The following is a 23,723-nucleotide window of genomic DNA, read 5'->3' on the forward strand; positions in this document are numbered from 1 at the left end:
GCCAAGGAGACATATCATGACCACTGACACCAAGACCTGGATCGACGTCTGCGCCGTGGATGACGTGGAAATCGAAGACCTGATCGAGGTCAGCCATGACGGCAACACCTATGCCATCTACCGCAGCCCCGACGACACGTTTCACGCCACGGACGGCCATTGCACGCATGAGAAGGTCTCGCTCGCCGATGGGCTGGTGATGGATTACGTGATCGAATGCCCGATGCACAACGCGCGCTTCGACTACCGCACCGGGGAAGTCAAAAGCGCCCCGGCCTGCGTCAATCTGAAGACCTTCGAGGTCAAGCGCGAGGGCGATCGCATCCTGCTCGCCGTGGGCTGACAGCCGGTTGTGACGGCCTGAGACTGCCCTGACCGCGGGGTGGGTTTGGAGTTCGGCTTTGCGCCGCATCCTGCTCCAGACCCACCCCGCGTAGATTCGCGGGACCGGTTCGAACCCGGGCGGCTTGCGCCCCCTGTCCCCGAGGATCCCGCCACGCCGTTCATCCCCGTTGCAGCGGGTTCTTCTGATGGCGCCTGCGATAGGCATCCGGGGTGCAGCCATATTGCTGGCGAAAGAGCCGGTGGAAATAGCTGAGGTTTTCGATCCCGCAGGCCTCGGCGATATCCGGCAGGGTCAGAGAGCCATCCCGCAGCAGCATGGCGGCGTGCTGCACCCGGATACGGTTGACATATTGCGTCGGCGTCATGCCCAGGTACTTGCGCGCCTGCCGGCTGACATGTTCCTGCCCGCGTTTCGCGGCGGCGACGAAGCCGGCACCACCCTGGCGAAAGAGCTCTGGCGCCTGGACCGCGTAGCAGGCATCGACCAGCCAGTCCGGCGCCTTCGGGTCGATCCGCGCCACGTCATCCAGCACGAAGGTCATCATCGTCAGCAGGAAATGCTCCAGCCGCAGCCGCGTCTGCAAGGTGGTCTGCAGGCTGCGCGAGGTGTTGACGGCGCGCTCGTGCTGGGCGCCGACAAGGTGGATGCAGGTGGGCAGCGCGCCGGACGCCCAGAAGAACCGCTCGTAGAGGTCGTCGCGGTAGCGCTCGAGCAACACATCCGCCGTATCCGCCCGGAACATGATGTTGATGATCCGGCAGAGCGTGCCCTCAGCCGTGCGAAACCCGTGGGTGTCGTCCGGCCGGATGAAGACCACGTCGCCCTCGGCCAGCGCCACCTCCTGCGCGTTGATCACATGCGTCGTCGCCCCGGTCTCGATCAGCAGCAGCTCGTAGAAGTCATGGCTGTGCAGCGGCGTATCCGTCCCCTGCGGCAGGACCTTGCGGGCGAAATGGAACATCTCGCTGTCCTGCAGGTAGTCGGCGATGTGAAAGACCGGCGGCGGCATCAGCCGGGCTGCACCGGATCGACCCGGTGATACTTGCGGTACTGGCTGGGCGTGTTGCCGTAGAGGTCGCGGAACAGCTTGTAGAAATGGCTCAGGTTCTCGATCCCGCAATCCAGCGCGATGTCCTGGACCGCCATGTCGGAGGAGCCGAGATGCATGGCCGCGTGCTCCATGCGCACCCGGTTGACATAGGCGGTGGGCGACATGCCGAGATGCTTGCGCGTCATGCGGCAGACATGCTCATGCCCCCGGCCTGCCGCCTCGACGAACCCGGCCGAGCCCTTGCGGAAAACTTCCGGCGTGCGCGCGGCCTGGCAGGCCGAGACCAGCCAGCGCGGCGTGCCCTCGGGCAGCAGGATCGAATAGTCGATCACCCGCGTCATGAAGTAGAGCAGGAACTGCTCGATCCGGGCCAGCGAGCGCCGCGCGGTCTGCATCTCGGCCGAGGAGTTGATCGCCCGCTCCAATCGGGGCCCGGACAGAAGAAAGGTGTCGGGCTGCGCGCCCTCGGCCCAGAAGAAGCGCCGTCCCAGCTCGTCTCCATAGCGGCTGACCAGATGGTCCGCGGTCTCGCAGCGGAACATGACATTGATGATGCGGCAGTCCACGTCGCCCGTCGCCTGGAAGCCATGCGTGTCACCGGGCCGGATGAACACCAGCGACCCGCGCGGCAGGGTTTCGACGCGGTCATTGATGCGGTGCAACGTGCTGCCCTGCTCGACGAGGACCATCTCGTAATAGTTGTGATCGTGCAGAAAGGCGGGCCACCGCCGCTCGAGGCTCTTGCGCGCGAAATGAAAGGCATCCTGCGCGCCGATATAGGATTCGATCTTGAAGGTGCGGGTGGGCATGGGACCAAGATAGCATAATTTCTGGGCACTGGCACGGCGGAAAGTCAAACGGGCGCAAGGCTGGATCACCCCGCGCACGCCGCCCTTGACCGCCCACGATCTGCCGGACGCCAAGGCTCAGGTCACCGTGCGAGAGACGCGCGCGGCGTGGCAGACAGCGTGACGCCGCGCCGGCGCTTAGCCGAACCACTCCTCCAGCCGGTCCCGCATCCAGCGGTTCACCTCCACCAGATCCGCGTCCCGTTCCCCGCTGAAGGGTCGCGTCTGCAGGTAGGGCGGCGGTCCGAATTCCGAGGTCACGGTGAAACCCGCGCCCCGCGCCATCATCGCGTCGCGCGCGATGGTCCACCAGCGGCGGTAATGCGCGACATGGCCCTCCCAGATCGGATCGGCGGGATGCGGAACCTGCGGACCCTTTTCATGCCCGATCCGCGCATGCACGTGACAGCTGCGCCGGGCGGCCTCTTCGAAGAGGTCCATCAGGTCCAGTGGCTCGCGGTCGACGATCACGTGCCAATGGCTGACATCATAGGTCAACAGCATGTCCGGCACGGCGTCCAGCAAGCGCGCCGTGCGCCACGGGTCGTTCAGCAGCCGCGCCCGGTGGGTTTCCATGCAGGCGAGGATGCCGTGATCCTCGGCCACGCGGCCTGCGTCCCGCAGGTATCCGACGGCGGTCTCATGATCGAAGCTGTCCGCGCCCGCATGCACCACCGCCTTCGAGGCGCCAAGCTGCGCCGCCACCCCGGCCTGGCGCCGGAACTCGGACAGGTGATCGGCCGCGCTGCCGTAGTCGGCAGGCCGCGTGGCGATCAGGGGGATCACGTTCAAACCGTTCTCTGCCAAGCCATCGCGCACCTGCGCGATGGCACGCGCCTCGTCCGGGTCCTCGAACGCCAGATGGGCCAGCGGAAATTCCACGCCGGCATAGCCCTCTGACGCGGCATCACCGATGAAGCTTCCGATCGTCGGCCAGACCGTGTCCGGCCCGACCAGCCCCCATGTTGTCCGGTATTGATCCATTCTTGCCTCGCTGTGTCGCAAACTCTGCCCCCGGCACTGGCCCGTTCCGGGATGCGACCGCAACGGCATCGCAATACAAAGTCAAAATAGCGCAATTTTTTGTCAAGCCATGCCATCGGTAACCGCAGCCGGCAGGCGTAATGTATGTGGCGGAGGAATCATTACATGCTTACGCAACCACTTGATTTGTCGTTCAAACCCGCCGATGCCGCCAAGGCGCGCGTCCTGAGCGCGGAGCAGATCGACCACTACAACCGCGAAGGCTTTGTCCAGCCGTTTGACATTTTCGACGCCGCCGAGATCGCCGAGATCCGCGCCTATGTCGACGGTCTGATGGACGCGCTTGGCGAGAACGGCGCCTATGGCATCAACTGCTACCAGGCGCGGCTGTCGGGCCTGTGGGACATTGCCACCGACGCCCGCATCCTCGACCGGGTGCAAGACATCATCGGGCCGGACATCATCTGCTGGGCCAGCGCGATCCTGTCAAAGAAGCCCCACGATCCCAAGCAGGTGCCTTGGCACCAGGATGCCAGCTTCTGGTCGCTGTCCCCGGCGCGCACCGTGACCGTCTGGCTGGCGATCGACGATGCGGATGCGGGCAACTCGGCCATGCGCTTCCTGCCGCGCAGCCACACGCAGGGCAAGATCGAGGAGACCGCGATGGGCCCGGATTCGGTGTTCCACAAGGGCATCGCCGTCACCGAGGAGATGGGCCAGCCCTTCACCAACGCGCTGAAGGCCGGGCAGATGTCGATGCATGCCGACATGCTGGCGCATGGCAGCCTGGCCAATGTCTCGGACCGCCGCCGCTGCGCGCTGACCCTGCGCTACTGCCCGCCCGAGTCCCGGATGGTGGATGCGGACTGGGCCAAGGGCGTGGAGTCGATCATCTGCCGCGGCAGCGATCCCTCGCGCCACTGGACACATCATCCGCGCCCCGAGAACAACGACATCACCAAGACCAGCAGCCCGCATGTCGTGGGCAACAACTGAGGTGACCGGATGAAGATCAAGTGGTACGGACAGGCGGCCTTCATGCTGACCCGGGCCGACGGGTTCCGCATCGTGACCGACCCCTACACGCCCGAGGAGCTGGGCTTTGCCCCGATGAAGGACGAGGCAGACCTCGTGCTCACCTCTTCGGACGATGACAGCGCGCATTGCCGGTCGGACCTGATCCCCGGCACCCCGGTCACCTACAACACGCTCGACGCGGTGCGCGCCGGGGGCCGGGCCGAGGTCGGCGGTGTCGAGGTTCATGCCATCGAGGCGATGGAGGTCGAGGACCACCCGCTGCACGAGCCCGGCGCCAACGCCATGTACCGGTTCGAGGGGGACGGCATGCAGATCGCCCATATGGGCGATGTCGGCAACGACCTGAACGACCGCCAGACCGCGTTCTTCGAAGGCACCGACATCCTGTTGACACTGGCCGGGGGGCAATTCACCACGCGGCTGGACGAGGTGAAGCGGCTGATCGACGTGACCCGTCCGAAACTGGTCATCCCGATGCATTTCCGCACGCTCTGCTACAAGCCGCGCAGCCTTCTGTGGATCAATTCCTTCCTGTCGTATTTCGACGAGGAGAAGGAGGTCGATTTCGCTTTCGGCTGCGAGGCCGAGGTGACGCGCGACAGCCTGCCGGACACCACCCGCGTGCTGGTGATGGATTACGCCCGCTAGGGGCGTTGCAAGGGCCGGCCTGCCGGTCGTGGATACGGGCTGGGAGGCCCGAAAAGGAGGGCCGCGCAAGCGGCCGTGAACAGGGAGGAAATAATGACACTGACCAGACGGACACTGCTGGCCTCGACCATGCTGCTGACAGCCATGGGCCCGGCCTTTGCCCAGGATGTCGCACGCGAAGACACGGTGATCTTCGACCTCGACCGGACGATCAAGGATCCCGAGAACTTCAACTGGTTCACCGCCGGCACCAAGCGCGAGCACGGCGCGCATCAGGCGATGTGGGAGCCGCTCTTCATCCTGAACTATACCACCGGCGAGCTCGACCCGTGGCTGGCCACCGCCATCACACCTAACGACGATTTCAGCGAATGGACCATGACCCTGCGCGAGGGGGTGGAATGGTCCGATGGCGAAGCCTTCAATGCCGATGACGTCGTCTTCACCGTCAACATGGTGAAGGGCAACGAAGAGCTGTCCGCGCGCGAGGCGGCGGTGGTCCGCACACAGGTGGCCAGCGTCGAGAAGATCGACGACCTGACCGTCAAGTTCACCCTGTCAGAGCCCAACCCGCGCTTCCCGACCGAGAATTTCGGCGTGCGCATCTTCGGCTCGTTCCTGCCCATGCCTGAGCATGTCTGGAGCGAGGTCGACAACCCCGCCACCTTCGCCTTCTATCCGCCGATCGGCACCGGGCCCTATACCTATGCCTCGGGCGCGACCAACCGGATGATCTGGGACCGCAACGACGATTGGTGGGGCGCCAAGACCGGGTTCCGGGACCTGCCCGAACCGCAGCGCCTGATCTGGCTGGAAACGGGCGGCGAGGAAAGCCGCGCCCAGCTGATGGCCACCAACCAGCTGGATGCGGCGCAGAACGTGTCGATCGGCACCTTCGAGGCGATCCGGTTCCAGAACCCCAACGTGATCGGCTGGTTCGCGGATTACCCCTATGCCTGGCCCGATCCCTGCGCCCGGCAGCTTGAGATCAACACTACCGTCGCGCCATGGGACAGCGCCGAGATGCGGCAGGCCGTGGCGGCGATCATCAACCGCAACCAGATCGTGAATGTCGCGGCCGAAGGTGCGACCACCGCGTCGCGGACCATGTTCACCGAATACGGCGCGATGCAGCCCTATATCGACGCGGTGATCGAGGCCGGCCACGGCGTGCCGGCGCAACCCGACGTGGAGGCGGCCAAGGCGCTGATCGAGGGCCAGGGCTATACCATGGGCTCGGACGGCTTCTACGAGAAGGATGGCGAGGAGCTGTCGGTCGACATCCACGTCAACTCGGCCTCGACCGAGTATACCCGCACCATCGACGTGATCGTCGAGCAGCTGACCCGTGCCGGCATCAAGGCCAAGGCGGTGCCCGTGGAGAACGGCGTCTTCTGGGGCGAAGTGCTTCCCTTCGGCAGCTACGAGATGTCCTACAGCTGGCTGGCCTGCGGCTCGGTCAACGAACCCTGGACCTCGATGTCGCGCTACACCACCGCGTCCGTGGTGCCGGTGGGCGAACGCAGCCCGGGCTTCAACAACACCGCTCGCTGGGATGGCCCGGAGGCCGAGGCCTATACCGCGATCGTCGACCGCATGGGCGACATGGCCGGCGACGATCCGGCCCTGCCCGGCATGGTGGCCGAGGCCTACGGACATCTGGCCGAGGGCGTGCCCTTCATCCCGCTGGTGCAATCGGCCAAGCTTTTGCCGATGAACACCACCTACTGGACCGGCTGGCCCACGGCCGAGAACGCCTACAACCATCCCGCCTTCTGGTGGGGGCATACGCACCAGATCATCCACAATCTGGAAAAGGCCGAGTGATCCTCCCCGCTCGGGCCTGACCGCCCCCGCACCGACCCGGACCGGCCAATCGTCGGTCCGGGTCCCATGCCCCCGAAGACGGGGCATCTTGACCCCCGCCTTCTGACCGAAAGGAGCGGCCATGGGACGCATTCCTTCAAGCTATCTCGGCAACCGGATCGTGACGCTGTTTCTCACGATCTTCATTGCCGCCACCCTGATCTGGATCATTCCCCGCCTGTCCCCCGTGGACCCCGCCGAGATCGCGCTGGGGCGCATGGCCGCCGGGGCCGGCACGGTCGGCAATTCCGAGGACATCCTCGCCCAGCTGCGCGCCCAGCTGGGCATCGACCAGCCGTGGTTCGTGCAATATGCCAAGTATCTCTGGGGCATCGTGCAGTTCGATTTCGGCCTGTCCACCGCCAACTTCCCCACGCCCGTCTCGGCGCTGATCGCAAACGCCCTGCCCTGGACGCTGGGGCTGATGCTGATCTCGATCACCATCACCTTCTTCATCGGCAACCTGCTGGGCGCGCTGATGGTCTGGGACCACTCACCCAAGCTGGTGAAGGTGGCGATCCCCGCGGCCATGGTGCTGACCTCGATCCCGCCGATCCTCTCGGCGCTGCTGCTGATGTGGATCTTCTCGGCCAAGCTGCGGCTCTTCCCGCTGACCGGGGCCTATGGCCTGACGGTCGAACCCGGCTGGACATGGGATTTCGTGCAATCCGTGCTCTATCACGGCTTTCTGCCGGCGCTCTCGATCGTCGTGGTGACCTTCGGCTTCTGGGCGCTGGGGATGCGCGGGCTGATGATCGGCGTGCAGGGCGAGGACTACACCACGTTGGCCAAGGCCAAGGGCCTGCGTCCGCGCTACATCCTTTACAAGTACATGATCCGCAACGCGATCCTGCCACAGATCACCGCCTTTGCGCTGAAGATCGGCATGCTGATCGCCGGCCAGGTGCTGGTAGAGCGCATCTTTGCCTATAACGGCATGGGCAAGCTGCTCTACGACGCCATCCTCGACCAGGACTTCCCCGTCATCCAGGGCGTGAGCTTCGTCATCATCCTGATGACCGCGTTCTCGGTCTTCCTTGTCGACCTGATCTATCCGCTGATCGACCCACGGATCCGGCACGGGAGATAAGCCATGACCACGCAGAACGCCGCTGGCGCCGCCAAGCCCGACCTCTCCGCCCGCCAGATCCGCCGCATGAAGCGGTTCGACAATCCCTGGCGCAACCCGAAACTCACCTGGGGCGCCGCCCTGATCCTCGGCATCGTCGCCATGGGCATCCTCGGCCGGATCTTCTGGAACATGGACCTCGTGTTCACCGGATCCGCGCCGCTGAAACTGCCGCCGCTGGGCTTCGAGAACCTGCGCGGCCAGCCGGGGCAGACCGATTTCCCGCTGGGCACGGATGGCGCGGGCCGCGACCTGCTGGCCCTGATCGTGATCGGCGCGCCGAACTCGCTGTTTGTCGGGCTCCTCGCCTCCATCATCGGGATGAGCATCGGCATCTTCCTCGGCTTCTCGGCGGGCTTCCTCGGCGGGCGGACCGACGACACGATCCGCATCCTGTCGGACGTGATGATCACCATCCCGCCGCTGCTGATCCTCGTGGTGTTCCAGGCCGCCTTCGGCGATGTCAGCCTGACCCTGATGGCCATCCTGATCGCCGCCTTCATGTGGCAGTCGCCCACCCGCCTGATCCGGGCCCAGGTGCTGTCCATGCGCGAGAGCGGCTATGTCCAGATGGCCCGCCTGTCGGGTGCCTCGACCATGCACATCATGTTCCGCGAGATGATGCCGAACCTGGTGCCCTATCTCTTCGGGTCGTTCATCGCCAACGTCACCACCTCGATCGTCACCGCGGTGGGGCTGGAAGTGCTGGGCCTCGGCCCGCAGCGCATCCCGACACTGGGCCGCATCATCTACGAGGCGATCAATTCCGGCGCGCTGATCCAGAACCTGTGGTGGTGGTGGGGCCTGCCCACGATCCTCTTGGCGGTGATGTTCATCGGCCTTCTACTGATCAACCTCGGCCTCGACGAAGTGTCCAACCCGCGCCTGCGCAAGTTGTGAGGAGACCGGTCATGACCATTCTCGACATCAAGAACATCTCGATCGATTTCCCCACCTCCAAGGGCGTGGTGCACGCGGTCAGCAACTTCTCGCTTTCCGTGCCGCAGGGCCGCCGCGTCGGCTTCATCGGTGAAAGCGGCTCGGGCAAGACCACAACGGCGCTGGCCGCCATGCGGATGCTGGCCGCGCCCGGCTATGTCTCGGAGGGCGAGATCCACCTGCATTCGCTGGGTGACACCAACGTGCTTGAGCTTTCCGACGACGAGATGCGCCGCGTCCGGCTGAAGAAGATCGCCTATATCCCGCAGGGCGCGATGAACTCGCTCAACCCGGTGATGCGGATCGAGAACCAGATCTGGGACGGCATCGTCGCCCATGAAGGCCATGTCGAACGGGCGGAACTGCAGCGCCGCTCGCGCACCGTGCTGGAAAGCGTGGGCCTGCCCGCCAGCGTCGGCCGGCTCTACCCGCATGAGCTTTCGGGCGGCATGAAGCAGCGGGTCTGCATTGCCATCGGCGTCTGCCTCAAGCCCGACCTGCTGATCGCGGACGAGCCGACCTCGGCGCTCGACGTCATCACCCAGCGGCAGGTCATGCAGACCCTGCGCGAGGTGCAGGAGACGATCGGCGCCGGGCTGATCCTGATCGGTCACGACATGGGGCTGATGGCGCAATCGGTGGATGACCTCGCGGTGATGAAGCTGGGCAAGCTGGTCGAATACGGCACCGTGCGCCAGATCATCGAGAACCCTCAGCATGAGTACACCAAGCAGCTGATTTCCTCGGTGCCGCTGGTCGGCGGCGAGAGCTTCATCGAAAGCACGCCGGAGATCCTGCGCGGCGAGGCCGGGCCGCTTCTGGAATTCGACAAGGTAACCAAGCGCTACGGCAATGTCACCGCCCTGCACCCGCTGTCCTTTTCGCTGGATGGCGAGGTGCCCAAGATCATCTCGGTCGTGGGGCAGTCGGGCTCGGGCAAGTCGACCATGGGCAGCCTGATGCTGGGCTTCAACGCGCCGACCGAGGGCACCGTGACCTTCCGGGGCAAGGACATCAACCGGCTGAACAAGGCCGATGCGCTGACCTTCCGAAAGGACGTGCAGGCGGTGTTCCAGGATCCCTATGCCTGTTTCAACCCGTTCTACCGGGTCGATCATGCGCTGAAATTCCCGTTCAAGCGCTTCGGGCTGGCAAAATCCGAGAGCCACACGCGGCAGGCGATGGAAGAGGCCTGCGTGGCCGTGGGGCTCGATCCCTCGCTGGTCCTGCGTCGCTACCCGCACCAGCTGTCGGGCGGCCAGCGCCAGCGTCTGATCGTGGCCCGCGCGCTGATGCTGTCGCCCAAGCTGCTGATCGCGGATGAGCCGGTGTCCATGGTGGATGCCTCACTGCGCGCCGCGATCCTGAAGAACATCCACGACCTGAAGGACAAGCACGGGATCTCGATCCTCTACATCACACACGACCTCGCCACCGCCTACCATGTCAGCGACTACGTCATGGTGCTCTACCACGGGCGCGTGGTCGAGGCCGGCCCGCCGAAAGAGGTGATCGGCAGCCCGCAACACCCCTATACCCGGCTGCTGATCGACTCGATCCCCTGGCCGGATCTCGACCGCGACTGGGGCTCGGCCAAGGATGCCGCCGCCGGGCTGGACGCGCTGGCGACGGGCGAGGCCGCCGCGCAATCGGTCTTCCGCGGCGACATCACCGGTTTCGACCTGAGCGTGCACGCATGAACCACGACCTGCGCTTCACCTCCGAGAAGATCGCCAAGCGGATCGCCCTGATCCGTCCGCTGATCCATCGCGCGCGCCATCCATTGCCCGAGTTCGACTTCGAGGAACTGACCGACGCCATGGCGAAACCCGGCAGCGGCACGCCGCGCGGCACGGTCGCCTGGGACAGCTACTGGGCCGGGCAGGACACGCATTTCGTGTTGCGCAGCCGGTTCGACGTGCCGCAGAACTATGCCAACCCGGCGCTCTACCTGCCGCTCGGGGTCGCGGGCGACATCTTCACTCACCCCGAGGCGCTGCTGCATATCGACGGGCAGGCGCTGGCCTCGGCCGACCGGCATCACCAGCTGATCCCGCTGGACCGGGCGCTGGCCGATGGCGCGGAACATGCGCTGATGCTGCACGGCTGGACCGGGCTGACCGGCTGGCCGCCGGATCCCAGGAACCCCGCCCGCCTGCAAATCCGCCCCTGCCACGTGGTCGATGTCGATCGAGGCTTGCGCGATTTCGTGGTTCTGGCCGAGGTTGCGCTGGACGTGGCCACGACGCTTGATCCCTCCGACCGGCTGCGCGATCGCACGTTGCAGGCGCTCGACGCGGCCTTCGTCACGCTCGACACCCGCGATCCGCTGGGTGACGCCTTCCGCGCCTCGGTGCCCGGTGCGCATGAGGCCCTGAAATCCGCGCTGGCCGAGATTGGTCCGCCCGATGCCGAGACCCTGCACGCCGTGGGCCATGCGCATATGGACATCGCCTATCTCTGGCCCGTCGACCAGATCCGCCAGAAGAACGCGCGCACCTCTTCCAACGTGCTGCGCCTGATGGAGCAGGATGCCGAGTTCCATTTCTCGCATTCCCAGCCGCAGCTCTACGACTACACCGCCCGCGACTTCCCCGAGATCTTCGAGCGGATCAAGCAACGCGTCGCCGAGGGCCGGTGGGAGGTCATGGGCGGGATGTGGGTCGAGAGCGACTGCAACATCCCCGGCGGCGAGGCGCTGGTGCGGCAGATCCTGCTGGGCCGCAGCTATTTCCGCGACACCTTCGGCGATGTCGAGACCCCGGTGCTCTGGCTGCCCGACACGTTCGGCTTTCCGTGGTCGCTGCCGCAGCTGATGAAGCTGTCGGGGCTGGAATATTTCGTCACCAACAAGCTGAACTGGAACCAGTACAACCGCATGCCTTCGTCGGCGATGTGGTGGCAGGGGCTGGATGGCAGCCGCGTGCTGGCGCAATTCCTGACCACCCCGCGCGAGGTGCAGCACCTGCCCTTCCCGACCAACTACAAATCCGACCTCAGCGCGGCGGAGGTGATCGGCACGGTGACCAACGCCACCTCCGGCCCGGATGTGAGCGACTTCCTGATCGCCTATGGCTATGGCGATGGTGGCGGCGGCCCGACCGAGGAGCTGATCCTCAAGGCCCGCGCTTACGCGGCGATGCCGGGCGCGCCCAAGGTGCAGATGGGCCGCATCGGCCCGGCGCTTGACGCGATCAGGGATCAATCCGCGCGCCTGCCGGTCTGGAACGATGAGCTCTACCTCGAAGGCCATCGCGGCACGCTGACCTCGCAGGCCTGGATCAAGCGCGCCAACCGGCTGGCCGAACGGGCAATGCACGACACCGAGGCCGCCATCGTAATGGCCTGGCCGGAAGGCGCACCGCAGGAGGTGCGCGCGCGGCTGACGGCGGCCTGGCGGCTGATCTGTCTGAACCAGTTCCATGACATCCTGACCGGCACCTCGATCCCCGTTGTCTTCGAGGACGCACGCCGCGACTACGAGCAGGTGCAGGCCGAGGCGAAAGCCCTGTGTCAGATGGCCTTTGCCCGGCTCGCGCAGGGTGACGGCACCAGCCTGTTCAACCCGGCGCCCGTTGCGTCATCCCCGGTCGCTTTCCTTCCCGACGGGACAGAGGGTCAAACCGTCGAGGGCGGCAGCCTGATCGCCACGCCCCCCTTGCCCGCCTATGGCATGGCCCCCTTGGCCGAGACCGCGCCGCGCATACCCGTGTCGATCACCCGGAACGGTGATTCCTTTACCCTCGAAAACGACCACGTGCGGCTGACGGTTGACCAAACCGGCACTCTGACCGGCCTGTGCCACCTCGCCACGGGCCGCGAGGCGCTGGGCCCGGGCGAGACCGGCAACCAGCTCTGGGCCTTCGAGGACCGGCCGATCTCCTGGGACGCGTGGGACATCGACGTCTTCCACGAGGACCGCAGCGAGCGGATCGACGCTGCCGCAGAGGTCGAGATCATTGAGAGCGGCCCGCTCCGCGCCGCGCTGCGCGTCACCCGGCTCTACCGCAACAGCCGCATCACGCAGGAGATCCGCCTGACCGCCGACAGCCCGCGCGTCGATTTCGTCACCGAGATCGACTGGGCCGAACAGCACACGCTGCTCAAGGTCGCCTTCCCGGTGGATGTGCACCAGTCGCGCGCGACTTACGAGATCCAGTGGGGCGAGATCGAGCGTCCGACACATCGCAACACCACCTGGGATTATGCCCGTTTCGAGGTGCCGGCGCAGAAATGGGCCGACCTCAGCGAGGGCGGCTTCGGCGTCGCGCTGCTCAATGACTGCAAATATGGCTATGACATCCGCGAGAACGTGATCCGCCTGACGCTGGTGAAATCCTCCACCAGCCCCGATCCGGGCGCCGACCAGGGCCATCACCGCTTTACCTATGCGCTGCTACCCCATACCGCCGATCCGGCGCTGGTCCGGGCCGAGGCGCGGCGCCTGAACGATCCGGTCATCGCGCTGCCCGGCCGGACGACCGCCGCGCCGCTGGTGTCCTGCGATGCGGACAACGTGGTGCTGGAGACGCTGAAACCGGCCGAAGACGGCGAGGGGTTCATCCTGCGGCTCTATGAGGCCGACCGTCGGCGCGGCCCGGTGCGCCTGGCCTTCGGGCGGGCAATGCAGGCGGTGACGATCTGCGATCTGCTTGAGAACGAGCTTGCACCAGTGGAGATCGAAGACAACGGCGTCTCCCTGACGCTGAAGCCCTTCGAGATCCTGTCGCTGCGCTGCCGCCCCGCAGTCGGGGGCGGCGGGGACTGACACCGGTCGAGAGCGTTCGCGGCCGGTCGATGACCAACGGTCAGTGCCGCACTTCCGTGCGGGACGCTTTCGTCAGGATGGCGCAGGCCCCTGCCCCGGAGACAAGGCGCGCTGCGCCTTCTCAGGCGAGCCCCATAGGCGCGGCCAGTCGGACTGGCCGTGCGCGCGTTGTGACCATCCGCTGGACCAATACGCCGAATCCTCAGCGGAACCGGGCTGCGTTCTCCGCGGCTGCCGCCTCGGTGTCGCCTTTGCCGAAAGCCGACGGTCGCGGCTCGGGCAGCTGCAGGGCGTCCTGCACCCGCGGCATGGCGTCCAGCCGGTCGAACCACGCCTGCAGGTGCGGCAGCCCGTCGACGCTCACCGTGGCCCAGAAATGGCTGCGCGCCCAAGGGTAGGTCGCGATATCGGCGATGGACATGGCCTCTCCGACCAGCCAGTCGCGCCCCGCCAGCCGCGTGTCGAGCACTTCGAGCAGGCGGCGGCTTTCAGTCACGTAGCGGTCGATGGCATAGGGCACCTCGTCGCCATTCGGCTTGGCGATGCGCTGAAAGAACATCGCCTGCCCCATCATCGGGCCGATCCCGCCCATCTGGAACATCAGCCATTGCAGCGTCTCGGAACGCTCCTTGGGGTCGTGGCTGAGGAACCGATCGTATTTCTCGGCCAGGTACCACAGGATCGCGCCGCTCTCGAACACCGCGAAATCATCGGCGCCGCGATCCACGATGGTCGGGATGCGCCCATTGGGGTTCAGCTTCAGATACTCCGGGGCCTTCTGCTCCTTCTTGCCGAAATCGATGGGCACCAGCTCATACTCGATCTGGGCTTCATGCAGGAAGATCAGGGGCTTCCAGCCATTCATGGTATTGGCGGTATAGAGGACGATGTCAGGCCGCGTCATCGGCGCGCTCTCCGAAATGCGTGGCAAGATGGGCGTCGAACCGGGCAAGGTCGGCTTCCACGTCGGGGTTCTTCATGACGTCGAAGGCGCCGAAGCTCGGCAGGGGCGTCATGCCGAAGAACCGGGCGTTCAGGTGGACCGGGCGCAGGAGATCATCCAGCGACATGCCTTGGAAGAAAGGCTCCGAAGGGTCGTCGAAGGCCTCGGCCGGGGCGTTCAGCGTGGCCGAGATCATGTAACGCTTGCCCGTCAGCTTGCCGCCCATGCCGTAATTGGCCTTCGGCGCGGCAGCGCTGCGGCCGTCGCCATCGCTGAGCTGGCCGCCCATGCCGACCGTGTAGACCTCGTCCATGTATTTCTTGAAGGACCACGGAACGCCCATCCAGTTCACCGGGAACTGCAACAGGATCACGTCCGCCCAGAGGTGCGTCTCCACCTCGGCCTGCACGTCGTAGCCGGCAGCGACCGTGGTCAGGCGAACCTCGTGCCCCTGCGCCTCGAAGGTTGCCCTGGCGCGTTCGGCCAGCGTTTCGTTGAGTTTGCCGGGGGCAAATTCGTAGGGCTGCGCGCCGTTCAGGATGTGGATCTTGCTCATGTCGTTCCTTCCGTTGCTGCTGCGCCCGCTTGACTTCGGCGGGGTCGGCGATGAAATGAATGCGGCGGGAAGCAAAAACAACCAGTATACTTTTGGTAACCTGACTTAAGGCAATACGGAGGCGTAGGATGGACGCACGGATCGACGTGGATGACATGGGCCGCAGGACCGCAACGGATGCCTGCACGGAACCCTGCGCCATCGAGCGCGGGATGCGGATCATCGGGGGGAAATGGACCGGCTCCATCCTGTGGCACGTCAAGGACGGCCCGGTCCGGTTCAATGATCTGGCTCGGATGATCGGCGGCGCCTCGAAGAAGATGATCACCGAGCGCCTGCGCCAGCTCGAAGACCAGGGCCTTGTGCGCCGCGAAGTGCGCGACACCGCGCCGATCACCGTGGTCTACGAGATCACCGATTTCGGGCGCACCGCGCTGGGTTTCCTGGACGAGCTGCGCCAGTGGAGCGAGAGCCTGCCGAAACGCCTTTCCAGCGACACGCGCCAGAGCTGACCTGCCGTGAGTCGCCTCTTTGGGGCCATGTCCGTTGCACTCAGGTTCTGCCGGGACGATCTGCCCATTTCTTGAGCAGCCCGCCGGGACAGCCCGGTTTCGACCCAGTTTGGTTTTGACATAAAGCGCGGCTTGGGATTTTCTGAGTCGAAACGGCGGTTCGATCCGCCAATGGCAATGGTGCCCCGCAGGTCCGAATTCCGGTCCGCGGGGCTTTTTGTTTGCAGGGTACAGTGATGCTGGACATGAAACTCGGTCTCGTCTTTTCGACCTCAGGGCCCTACGCCGCGCTGGGTCAGGCGGCGCGCGCCGGGGCCGACCTGGCGATCGAGGACCTCGCCCGCGAGGGGCTGGCGCGGATCACGCCCATGCACCGCGATCCCGAAGGATGCCCCCAGGCCTACGAGTCCATGACGGCCGAGATCCTGCGCGCGGGTGTCACCCATGTCGTCGGGGCAATCACCTCGTGGAGCCGCAAGGACATGATCCCGGTGCTGGAACGGCATGGGGGGCTGCTCTGGTATCCCTGCCCCTACGAGGGGTTCGAAAGCAACGATCACGTCGTCTACATGGGCGCGGCGCCGAACCACCACATGATCCCCCTGCTCGACCGCATCCTGCGCCAGGGCGTCAAACGGGCCTATCTGCTTGGCTCGAACTATGTCTGGGGCTGGGAGACGCTGCGCCTCGCCCGCGAACGCCTGTCGGCCGCCGGGGTCGAAATCGTCGGTGAGCGCTTCCTGCCGCTGGGCGATACCGATTGCGAGCGCGCCATCGCGGAGATCGCCGAGGTGCGCCCCGATATCGTGATGAACTCGCTCATCGGGCCGTCGAACGTGGCCTTCTCCAACGGGTTGCCCACCGAGGCGCGTCCGCAGATCCTCTCCTGCAACCAGACCGAGGCGGATCTCGATGCGCTGGGGGATGGCGGCGAGGGGCTGATCTCGGCGGGCAGCTTCTTCGAGGCGCTGGGGCCGCAGTCTTTCGTCGAGCGGGCCGCGCAGGTCGCGCCGAACGGGCGCTGCTCGGCCTTCCTGGCGACGACCTATGCCAGCGTGCGCCTCATGGCCGAATCCGTGCGCCGCGCCGGGACGACCCATCCGCATGCCGTGTTCGAAGCCGCCTGCGCGGCGCCGCACAACACGGTGCTGGGGCCCGTCAGCATCGACCCGGTGACACGCCATGCCGCGCTGACACCGCATATCGCCGCGCTGCGGTCGGGCCGGTTCGAGATCGTCGCATCAGCCGCGGCGCCGATTCCGGCCGACCCCTACCTGATCAATCTTCCGCCCGTCGCGTTGCGCGCGGCCCGGCCGTCCGACCTGAGGATCGTGCAATGACATACAGCTTCGCCGGACAGCAGGCCCGTATCCTTCACCCCAGTGCCGAGCTGCGCGACCGCGTCGCGATGCGCCTGTCGAGCTATGGCATCCGTGCCGAAGGCCGCTGGCCGGCGCTGGAGCCCGAGGATGCCGCCGCCGATCTGCTCGTGATCGACATTGACCGGGGGGAAGACGGCCAGATGCCGTGGCCCTCGGGAGAGGCGCCGATGCCCGTCACCGGCCTGATCGGGTCGGAAACGCCGGGGCGGCTGCAATGGGCACTGCGCCAGCAGGTCGATGCCTTCCTGCCGGTCGGGGCCACGGCGAACCTGTTCTCGGCGCTGGTGATCGCTTCGGCCCGCTTTGCCGAGCGCGCCGAGCGCCGCCGCGCCGCCGCCGAGGCGGATCGGCGCAACGGGCTGCGGCTGGAGGTGATCCGGGCCGTCATCGCCATCATGCGCAGCGAGGATATCGACGAGGCCGCGGCGCTCAAGCGTCTGCGCGCCTTCGCCATGGTCGAGCAGTTGCCGCTCGAGGACGCGGCCACCCGGCTTCTGGCCGATCTCGGACAGACGAGGGCCCGGGCATGAGCGTCACCGACACCAGCACGGCACAGGGCCAGCGCCGAACGACGCGCGCCGGCCAGGTGGTCCTGGTGCTGATGAAGCGGCCGCGCTCGGCCTTCGGCATGGCCGTGATCCTGCTCATGGTCTTCGCGGCCGTCTTCGCGCCGTGGATCATGCCGCATGACCCGTTCGAGCAGAGTTTCGACGGTTTGTCGCTGGTCGGTGCGCCACTGCCCCCGGGCGGAGAGTTTCCGCTGGGCACGGATCTGCTGGGCCGTGACCTGGCCAGCCGGCTGATCCTGGGCACGCGCACGTCGCTGATCATCGGTGTCCTGGCCAACGGGATCGCGATCCTTCTGGGCGCTGGGGTCGGCATCACGGCGGGCTATTTCGGCGGCTGGATCGGCGCGATCCTGATGCGCTTCACCGATCTCATGATGGCCTTTCCCGCCCTGCTGCTGGCGATCGTGCTGGCCGCGATCTTCCAGCCCTCGCTGCTGATCGTGGCGCTGGTCATCGCCATGGTGAACTGGGTCCAGATGGCCCGCGTGATCTATACCGAGACCCGCAGCCTGGCCGAGCGCGACTTCATACAGGTGCAGCGCGCGCTGGGGGCGGGACACTTGCGGATCCTCGGGTCGCACCTGCTGCCACATCTGCTGTCGTCGATCCTCGTCTTCGGCACGCTGGGCATCTCGACCACCGTGCTGCTCGAGGCCACGCTGAGCTTCCTCGGCGTGGGGGTTCAGCCCCCGATGCCCAGCTGGGGCAACATCATCTTCGAGAACCAGACCTATTTCACGACCGCCCCGTGGCTGGTGTTCTTTCCCGGCGTCGCGATCGTGCTGCTGGCGCTGGCCTTCAACCTCGTGGGCGACGCGTTGCGCGACATCCTCGACCCGACGCTGAAAGGACGGCACTGATGCAGGCCTACCTTGTCCGCCGCCTTTTCGAGAGCGCGCTGATCCTGCTCGGGATCACGCTGGTGACCTTCATCCTGCTCTACCTCGTGCCCGCCGATCCGGCGCGGCAGATCGCGGGGCGTTCGGCGACCGCCGAGACGGTGCAGAACATCCGCGACCAGCTGGGGCTGAACGACCCGTTCTTCGTCCAGTACTGGCGCTACCTGACGGCGCTGTTCCAGGGCGACATGGGGCGCAGCTACCTGCAGCGCGCCGAGGTGTCCGAGCTGATCGCCGCGCGCCTGCCCGCATCGCTGCTGCTGATGGTGGCCGCCATCGTGACCGAGCTGATCTTCGGTCTCACGATCGGCATCATCGCCGCCCTGCGCCGCAACCGGCCGGCCGATCACGGGCTGATGATCTTCAGCTTCGTCTCGATCTCGGCCCCGCAATTCGTGATCGGCATCCTGTTGCTGTACATCTTCGCGGTCAAGCTGGGCTGGTTCCCGATCGGCGGCTACGGCACCTTCGCGCATGTGGTGCTGCCGGCCATCACGCTGGGGTTCCTCGGCGCCGGCTGGTACAGCCGCATGATGCGCTCAAGCATGATCGACGTTCTGGGGCAGGACTTCGTGCGCACCGCGCAGGCCAAGGGGCTCGCCAAGGGCCGCATCATCCTGCGCCACGTCATTCCCAACGCCGTGCTGCCGATCATCGCCATGATCGGCATCGATATCGGGCTGTTCATGTCCGGCATCGTGGTGGTGGAAAGCGTCTACGGCTGGCCCGGGATCGGCCAGCTGGCCTGGCAGGCAATCCAGCGCGTCGACATCCCCGTGATCATGGGCGTCACCATGGTCTCGGCGACCGCGATCGTGCTGGGCAATCTTCTGGCCGACCTCGTCGCGCCGATGATCGATCCCCGAATAAAGACCAAGTGAAGTTCAACAGAGGACCGAAAACCATGAAGAAACTACTCCTGACCGGTGTCGCCGGACTGGCTCTTGCTGCCCAGATGGCAAGCGCGCAGGTCGATGAAGACGCGCCCATGGGCGGCACTATGATCGTCACCTACAAGGATGATGTCGCAACGCTCGACCCGGCCATCGGCTATGACTGGCAGAACTGGTCGATGATCAAGTCGCTCTTCGACGGGCTCATGGGCTACGAGCCGGGCACGACGACCCTGCGCAACGAGCTGGCCTCGGACGTGCAGATTTCCGAGGACGGCATGGTCTACACCGTCACCCTGAAGGACGGCATCAAGTTCCACAACGGCCGCGAGATCGTGGCCGATGACGTCAAGTACTCGCTCGAGCGCGTGACCAACCCCGAGACCCGCTCGCCGGGGGCCGGCTTCTTCGGCATGATCGACGGGTTCGACAGCTGGAATGCCGGCGAGGGCGACGGCCTGTCGGGCGTGAAGGTCATCGACGACAAGACCGTCGAGATCACGCTCTCGCGCCCCGACGCGACCTTTGGGCATGTGCTGGCGCTGAACTTCGCCTCGATCGTTCCCAAAGAGGCCGTCGAGGCCTCGGGCGAGGATTTCGGCCGCGAACCCGTGGGCTCGGGCGCCTTCAAGCTGGCGGAATGGTCGCCGGGCCAGCGCGTGGTCTTCGAACGCTTCGAGGAGTACCACCGCGAGAACCTGCCCAAGCTGGACCAGGTCACCTTCGAGATCGGGCTGGAGCCGACCGTGGCGCTGCTGCGCCTTCAGCAGGGCCAGGCCGACGTGCCGGGTGATGGCATCCCGCCGGCGCAGTTCCTGCAGGTGATGAACGACCCAGCGCAGGCCGACAACGTGATCGAGGGCGGCCAGCTGCACACGGGCTACATCACGCTGAACACACAGATGGCCCCGTTCGACAATGTGGACGTGCGCAAGGCCGTCAACATGGCGATCAACAAGGATCGCATCGTGCGGATCATCAACGGCCGCGCCGTGCCCGCCAACCAGCCGCTGCCGCCGACCATGCCGGGCTATGCCGAGGATTACGAGGGCTATGCCTTCGATCCGGCCGCCGCGAAGGAGATGCTGGCCGAGGCAGGCTTTGCCGACGGGTTCAGCACCGAGCTCTACGTCATGAACGTGGATCCCAACCCGCGCATCGCGCAGGCCATCCAGCAGGATCTGAGCGAGATCGGGATCGATGCCGAGATCCGCAGCCTCGCGCAGGCCAACGTGATCGCGGCCGGCGGCGAGGCCGATCAGGCCCCGATGATCTGGTCGGGCGGCATGGCCTGGATCGCGGACTTCCCCGATCCGTCCAACTTCTACGGGCCGATCCTGGGATGTGCCGGCGCCGTGCAGGGTGGCTGGAACTGGGCATGGTACTGCAACGAGGAGCTGGACGCCCGCGCTGCCGAGGCCGACGCCATGACGGGCGCCGAGAACGAGGAAGCGCGCATCGAGGCGTGGAAGTCGATCTATCTCGACGTGATGGAAGACGCGCCCTGGGTTCCGGTCTTCAACGAGCAGCGCTTCACGCTGACCTCGGACAGCATCGCGGGCGATGACAGCCTGTTCGTGGACCCGGTCCACATCCCGGTGAACTACGACTACATCTACTCGAAGGACGCCGAATAACATGTGCAAGCACTGTGACTACACGATCCACGGTGCGCACCATCACGGGTGGGACAATTCGCTCCCACCCGTCCAGACGGTGGCTCCCGGATCGCGCCTGTATTTCCAATGCCTCGACAGCTCCGGCGGGCAGTTCAATCGTGACAGCACCACCGCGGATGTCCCCAATCTGGATTTCGGCAAGATCAACCCCGTGACCGGGCCGGTCTATGTCGACGGGGCGCAACCCGGTGACGTGCTCAAGATCCAGATCGAGGCGTTCCACCCCTCCGGCTTCGGCTGGACGGCGAACATCCCGGGCTTCGGCCTTCTGGCCGACCAGTTCAAGGATCCCTACCTGAAGATCTGGGACTATGACCCCGACACGCTGGCCCCTGCCCTCTTCTCGGATCTCGGCAAGGTGCCGCTGAAGCCCTTTGCCGGGACGATCGGGCTGGCCCCGGCCGAGGCCGGGCTGCATTCGGTGGTTCCGCCGCGGCGCATGGGGGGCAACCTCGACATCCGCGACCTGGCGGCGGGCACGACGCTCTACCTGCCGGTCGAGGTCGAAGGCGCGCTGTTCTCGATCGGCGACACGCATGCCGCGCAGGGCGACGGCGAGGTCTGCGGAACCGCGATCGAAAGCCCGATGGATGTCGAGGTGACGCTCGATCTCGTGAAGGGCGAGACGCTGGCCTTCCCGCGCTTCTCGACACCGGGACCGGTCACGCGGCATCTCGACGCCAAGGGCTACGAAGTGACCACGGGGATCGGGTCGGACATGATGCAGGGCGCGCGCGACGCGGTCTCGGGCATGATCGACTTCCTGGGACGGACCAAGGGACTGTCCGCCGAGGACGCCTATCTGCTCTGCTCGGTCTGCGGCGACCTGCGGATCTCCGAGATCGTCGACATGCCGAACTGGGTGGTCAGCTTCTACTTTCCCAACGTGGTCTTCGAATGACCGGGACGGTGCTGACGGTGCGCGACCTGAGTGTTCAGGTCGCCACCCCCTCGGGGGCCAAGACTGTGCTGGACGGGCTGGGTTTCGACCTGCGCGCAGGCGAGACGCTGTGCCTTGCCGGCGAGAGCGGCTCCGGCAAGTCGATGACGGCGCTGGCCATCATGGGGCTGCTGCCCAAACCCATGTGCCGGATCACCGGCGGATCGGTGCGCCTGGGCGAGACCGAACTGGTCGGCCTGTCCGATGCGGCCTATCGCAAGATCCGCACCGCGCGGGTGGCGATGATCTTCCAGGAACCGATGACCTCGCTGAACCCGCTGATGACGGTGCAGCAGCAACTGACCGAGACCTTGCTGGAACACGAGGCCTGCACCCGCGCCGAGGCCCCCGCCCGCGCGCTGCAGCTGCTGCAGGACGTCCAGCTGACCGAGCCGGAACGACGGCTGAAACAGTACCCGCATGAGCTCTCGGGCGGCATGCGCCAGCGCGTGATGATTGCGATCGCGCTGGCCTGCGACCCCGAGGTGCTGATCGCGGACGAACCGACCACCGCGCTCGACGTGACCGTGCAGGCCGAGATCCTCGACCTGATCCGCAAGCTGCAACGTGATCACGGCACGGCGGTCCTGATGATCACGCATGACATGGGCGTGGTGGCCGAGATGGCCGATCGCGTCGTGATCCTCCGCCACGGGCAGGAGGTCGAAAGCGCGCCGGTGCACGAGATCTTCGCAACCCCGCGCAGCGACTATGCCAAGGAGCTGCTCGCCGCAGTCCCGCGCCTTGGCACCGCGCCGCCCCGACCGGAAAAACCCGGGGGCGTGCCCGTGCTTGAAGTCGAGGACCTGAGCGTGCGTTTCGACGTGCGCGGCGGCGTGCTCAATCGCGTGAAGGCGCGCGTTCACGCGGTCGAGGGCGTGTCCTTCCGCATCGACGCTGGCGAGACGCTGGCTCTCGTGGGCGAGTCGGGCTGCGGCAAGTCGACCATCGGCAAGGCGCTTCTGGGTCTCGTACCGTGGGACGGGTCGGTCCGCGTGATGGGCCGACAGACGCGCGGCATGGGCCCGGCCTCGATGAAGCCCGTCCGCCGCGACATCCAGATGGTATTCCAAGATCCCGGCGCCTCGCTCGATTCCCGCATGACGGTGGGCGACCAGGTCGCCGAGCCGCTGCTGATCCACGGCCTTGCCTCGGGCTCCGAGCTGAAGGACCGCGTCGAGCACCTGTTCCGCCGGGTCGGACTGTCGCCCGACATGATGGCGCGTTATCCGCACGAGTTCTCGGGCGGGCAGCGCCAGCGCGTCAACATCGCCCGCGCCCTGTCGCTGTCACCCAAGCTGATCGTGGCCGATGAAAGCGTGTCGGCGCTGGATGTCTCGGTGCAGGCGCAGGTTCTGGATCTGCTGCAGGAGATCCAGGACGAGGACGGGCTGGCCTTCCTGTTCATCAGTCACGACATGGCCGTGGTCGAACAGGTCGCCGACCGGATCATGGTCATGCGCCTTGGACAGGTCGTCGAGGAGGGCGCGCGCGACGCGGTGCTGAAGGATCCGCGGCATCGCTATACCCGGCGCCTCCTGTCGGCCGTGCCGGTGCCCGACCCGCATCGCGAGCGTCCCGAACGCATCGAGACCGAAACGCTGGGCAGTCCCATCTGGCCGGTCGGAGAGGGACCCGAGCGCCTGAAGCTCGAAGAGATCGCACGCCATCACCGGGTGGCGGTCTGAGCCCGGCGGCCTGACCGCCGGGCGTGCCTCTGGACAACACGCGGA

Annotated in this window: 21 protein-coding genes; 16 read left to right on the plus strand and 5 right to left on the minus strand. The window is 66.1% G+C overall.

Annotation, left to right across the window (positions count from 1 at the left end; genetic code table 11):
• Window positions 1-16 precede the first annotated feature (16 nt).
• A complete protein-coding gene (locus AVJ23_RS10020; RefSeq protein ID WP_058862053.1) occupies window positions 17-343 on the plus strand; it encodes a Rieske 2Fe-2S domain-containing protein in 327 nt (108 codons plus the stop codon).
• A 160-nt stretch (window positions 344-503) separates the two neighbouring features.
• Here the strand turns inward: AVJ23_RS10020 and AVJ23_RS10025 are convergent, their stop codons facing one another.
• The 3 genes from AVJ23_RS10025 to AVJ23_RS10035 all read right to left on the minus strand — a co-directional run bounded on the left by AVJ23_RS10025 (window position 504) and on the right by AVJ23_RS10035 (window position 3,229).
• Window positions 504-1,355, minus strand: a complete 852-nt coding sequence (locus tag AVJ23_RS10025; protein WP_058862054.1) for an AraC family transcriptional regulator — start codon at window positions 1,353-1,355, stop codon at window positions 504-506.
• Window positions 1,355-2,206 carry a helix-turn-helix transcriptional regulator gene (locus AVJ23_RS10030; protein ID WP_058862055.1) on the minus strand — a complete coding sequence of 284 codons (852 nt, stop codon included), beginning with the start codon at window positions 2,204-2,206 and terminating at the stop codon, window positions 1,355-1,357. Before AVJ23_RS10030 ends, AVJ23_RS10025 begins: the two co-directional genes overlap by 1 nt.
• A gap of 177 nt (window positions 2,207-2,383) precedes the next feature.
• The gene (locus tag AVJ23_RS10035) at window positions 2,384-3,229 is read right to left on the minus strand and encodes a sugar phosphate isomerase/epimerase family protein (RefSeq protein ID WP_058862056.1); all 846 of its coding nucleotides are present in this window, start codon (window positions 3,227-3,229) and stop codon (window positions 2,384-2,386) included.
• Window positions 3,230-3,394: 165 nt separating this feature from the next.
• Between AVJ23_RS10035 and AVJ23_RS10040 the strand changes: the two genes are divergently transcribed.
• The 7 genes from AVJ23_RS10040 (at window position 3,395) to AVJ23_RS10070 (ending at window position 13,617) form a co-directional block, all read left to right on the plus strand.
• Window positions 3,395-4,225: a phytanoyl-CoA dioxygenase family protein gene (locus tag AVJ23_RS10040; protein ID WP_058862057.1), complete on the plus strand. Its 831-nt coding sequence runs from the start codon at window positions 3,395-3,397 to the stop codon at window positions 4,223-4,225.
• A 9-nt stretch (window positions 4,226-4,234) separates the two neighbouring features.
• Window positions 4,235-4,915: an MBL fold metallo-hydrolase gene (locus tag AVJ23_RS10045; protein ID WP_058862058.1), complete on the plus strand. Its 681-nt coding sequence runs from the start codon at window positions 4,235-4,237 to the stop codon at window positions 4,913-4,915.
• 93 nt (window positions 4,916-5,008) lie between these two features.
• Window positions 5,009-6,742, plus strand: a complete 1,734-nt coding sequence (locus AVJ23_RS10050; protein WP_058862059.1) for an ABC transporter substrate-binding protein — start codon at window positions 5,009-5,011, stop codon at window positions 6,740-6,742.
• A gap of 121 nt (window positions 6,743-6,863) precedes the next feature.
• Window positions 6,864-7,871: an ABC transporter permease gene (locus AVJ23_RS10055; protein WP_058862060.1), complete on the plus strand. Its 1,008-nt coding sequence runs from the start codon at window positions 6,864-6,866 to the stop codon at window positions 7,869-7,871.
• Between the two features lie 3 nt (window positions 7,872-7,874).
• A complete protein-coding gene (locus AVJ23_RS10060) occupies window positions 7,875-8,810 on the plus strand; it encodes an ABC transporter permease (RefSeq protein ID WP_058862061.1) in 936 nt (311 codons plus the stop codon).
• An 11-nt stretch (window positions 8,811-8,821) separates the two neighbouring features.
• Window positions 8,822-10,549 (plus strand): ABC transporter ATP-binding protein, encoded by a 1,728-nt coding sequence (locus tag AVJ23_RS10065; RefSeq protein ID WP_058862062.1) that lies wholly within the window; start codon window positions 8,822-8,824, stop codon window positions 10,547-10,549.
• Window positions 10,546-13,617, plus strand: a complete 3,072-nt coding sequence (locus tag AVJ23_RS10070; protein ID WP_058862063.1) for an alpha-mannosidase — start codon at window positions 10,546-10,548, stop codon at window positions 13,615-13,617. Before AVJ23_RS10065 ends, AVJ23_RS10070 begins: the two co-directional genes overlap by 4 nt.
• A 202-nt stretch (window positions 13,618-13,819) precedes the next feature.
• On the opposite strand, the gene AVJ23_RS10075 is transcribed toward AVJ23_RS10070, so the two are convergent.
• Both AVJ23_RS10075 and AVJ23_RS10080 read right to left on the minus strand, forming a co-directional pair.
• Complete coding sequence (locus AVJ23_RS10075; RefSeq protein WP_058862064.1) at window positions 13,820-14,521, minus strand: glutathione S-transferase family protein; 702 nt, start codon at window positions 14,519-14,521, stop codon at window positions 13,820-13,822.
• Entirely contained in the window at window positions 14,508-15,116 is a 609-nt protein-coding gene (locus tag AVJ23_RS10080) for an NAD(P)H-dependent oxidoreductase (RefSeq protein ID WP_058862065.1), read from the minus strand. Before AVJ23_RS10080 ends, AVJ23_RS10075 begins: the two co-directional genes overlap by 14 nt.
• Window positions 15,117-15,244: 128 nt before the next feature.
• Here AVJ23_RS10080 and AVJ23_RS10085 point away from each other — a divergent pair, with 128 nt between their 5' ends.
• From AVJ23_RS10085 to AVJ23_RS10120, 8 genes are all read left to right on the plus strand, one after another.
• Entirely contained in the window at window positions 15,245-15,628 is a 384-nt protein-coding gene (locus tag AVJ23_RS10085) for a winged helix-turn-helix transcriptional regulator (RefSeq protein ID WP_058862066.1), read from the plus strand.
• A gap of 236 nt (window positions 15,629-15,864) precedes the next feature.
• Window positions 15,865-16,968: a transporter substrate-binding protein gene (locus AVJ23_RS10090; RefSeq protein WP_058862067.1), complete on the plus strand. Its 1,104-nt coding sequence runs from the start codon at window positions 15,865-15,867 to the stop codon at window positions 16,966-16,968.
• The gene (locus AVJ23_RS10095; RefSeq protein ID WP_058862068.1) at window positions 16,965-17,540 is read left to right on the plus strand and encodes an ANTAR domain-containing protein; all 576 of its coding nucleotides are present in this window, start codon (window positions 16,965-16,967) and stop codon (window positions 17,538-17,540) included. Before AVJ23_RS10090 ends, AVJ23_RS10095 begins: the two co-directional genes overlap by 4 nt.
• Window positions 17,537-18,439, plus strand: a complete 903-nt coding sequence (locus tag AVJ23_RS10100; RefSeq protein ID WP_084794446.1) for an ABC transporter permease — start codon at window positions 17,537-17,539, stop codon at window positions 18,437-18,439. The genes AVJ23_RS10095 and AVJ23_RS10100 overlap by 4 nt, the downstream gene beginning before the upstream one ends.
• The gene (locus tag AVJ23_RS10105) at window positions 18,439-19,359 is read left to right on the plus strand and encodes an ABC transporter permease (RefSeq protein ID WP_058862069.1); all 921 of its coding nucleotides are present in this window, start codon (window positions 18,439-18,441) and stop codon (window positions 19,357-19,359) included. The genes AVJ23_RS10100 and AVJ23_RS10105 overlap by 1 nt, the downstream gene beginning before the upstream one ends.
• A gap of 23 nt (window positions 19,360-19,382) precedes the next feature.
• Window positions 19,383-21,008, plus strand: coding sequence for an ABC transporter substrate-binding protein (locus AVJ23_RS10110; protein ID WP_058862070.1), 1,626 nt, complete (start codon window positions 19,383-19,385; stop codon window positions 21,006-21,008).
• Window position 21,009: 1 nt separating this feature from the next.
• Window positions 21,010-21,951, plus strand: coding sequence for an acetamidase/formamidase family protein (locus AVJ23_RS10115; RefSeq protein ID WP_058862071.1), 942 nt, complete (start codon window positions 21,010-21,012; stop codon window positions 21,949-21,951).
• Window positions 21,948-23,678 carry an ABC transporter ATP-binding protein gene (locus tag AVJ23_RS10120; RefSeq protein WP_058862072.1) on the plus strand — a complete coding sequence of 577 codons (1,731 nt, stop codon included), beginning with the start codon at window positions 21,948-21,950 and terminating at the stop codon, window positions 23,676-23,678. The genes AVJ23_RS10115 and AVJ23_RS10120 overlap by 4 nt, the downstream gene beginning before the upstream one ends.
• The last annotated feature ends 45 nt before the right edge of the window (window positions 23,679-23,723 follow it).

Source organism: Pseudoponticoccus marisrubri, assembly GCF_001482405.1.
Lineage (GTDB): Bacteria > Pseudomonadota > Alphaproteobacteria > Rhodobacterales > Rhodobacteraceae > Pseudoponticoccus > Pseudoponticoccus marisrubri.

Bases quoted from the DNA above. Each gene is read 5' to 3' on its own strand.
- AVJ23_RS10035 (WP_058862056.1), bottom strand. From the start codon at position 3,229: ATGGATCAATACCGGACAACATGGGGGCTGGTCGGGCCGGACACGGTC.
- AVJ23_RS10030 (WP_058862055.1), bottom strand. From the start codon at position 2,206: ATGCCCACCCGCACCTTCAAGATCGAATCCTATATCGGCGCGCAGGAT.
- AVJ23_RS10085 (WP_058862066.1), top strand. From the start codon at position 15,245: ATGGACGCACGGATCGACGTGGATGACATGGGCCGCAGGACCGCAACG.
- AVJ23_RS10045 (WP_058862058.1), top strand. From the start codon at position 4,235: ATGAAGATCAAGTGGTACGGACAGGCGGCCTTCATGCTGACCCGGGCC.
- AVJ23_RS10110 (WP_058862070.1), top strand. From the start codon at position 19,383: ATGAAGAAACTACTCCTGACCGGTGTCGCCGGACTGGCTCTTGCTGCC.
- AVJ23_RS10090 (WP_058862067.1), top strand. From the start codon at position 15,865: ATGCTGGACATGAAACTCGGTCTCGTCTTTTCGACCTCAGGGCCCTAC.
- AVJ23_RS10060 (WP_058862061.1), top strand. From the start codon at position 7,875: ATGACCACGCAGAACGCCGCTGGCGCCGCCAAGCCCGACCTCTCCGCC.
- AVJ23_RS10020 (WP_058862053.1), top strand. From the start codon at position 17: ATGACCACTGACACCAAGACCTGGATCGACGTCTGCGCCGTGGATGAC.
- AVJ23_RS10025 (WP_058862054.1), bottom strand. From the start codon at position 1,355: ATGCCGCCGCCGGTCTTTCACATCGCCGACTACCTGCAGGACAGCGAG.
- AVJ23_RS10070 (WP_058862063.1), top strand. From the start codon at position 10,546: ATGAACCACGACCTGCGCTTCACCTCCGAGAAGATCGCCAAGCGGATC.
- AVJ23_RS10065 (WP_058862062.1), top strand. From the start codon at position 8,822: ATGACCATTCTCGACATCAAGAACATCTCGATCGATTTCCCCACCTCC.
- AVJ23_RS10075 (WP_058862064.1), bottom strand. From the start codon at position 14,521: ATGACGCGGCCTGACATCGTCCTCTATACCGCCAATACCATGAATGGC.
- AVJ23_RS10050 (WP_058862059.1), top strand. From the start codon at position 5,009: ATGACACTGACCAGACGGACACTGCTGGCCTCGACCATGCTGCTGACA.
- AVJ23_RS10115 (WP_058862071.1), top strand. From the start codon at position 21,010: ATGTGCAAGCACTGTGACTACACGATCCACGGTGCGCACCATCACGGG.
- AVJ23_RS10080 (WP_058862065.1), bottom strand. From the start codon at position 15,116: ATGAGCAAGATCCACATCCTGAACGGCGCGCAGCCCTACGAATTTGCC.
- AVJ23_RS10040 (WP_058862057.1), top strand. From the start codon at position 3,395: ATGCTTACGCAACCACTTGATTTGTCGTTCAAACCCGCCGATGCCGCC.
- AVJ23_RS10095 (WP_058862068.1), top strand. From the start codon at position 16,965: ATGACATACAGCTTCGCCGGACAGCAGGCCCGTATCCTTCACCCCAGT.
- AVJ23_RS10120 (WP_058862072.1), top strand. From the start codon at position 21,948: ATGACCGGGACGGTGCTGACGGTGCGCGACCTGAGTGTTCAGGTCGCC.
- AVJ23_RS10105 (WP_058862069.1), top strand. From the start codon at position 18,439: ATGCAGGCCTACCTTGTCCGCCGCCTTTTCGAGAGCGCGCTGATCCTG.
- AVJ23_RS10100 (WP_084794446.1), top strand. From the start codon at position 17,537: ATGAGCGTCACCGACACCAGCACGGCACAGGGCCAGCGCCGAACGACG.
- AVJ23_RS10055 (WP_058862060.1), top strand. From the start codon at position 6,864: ATGGGACGCATTCCTTCAAGCTATCTCGGCAACCGGATCGTGACGCTG.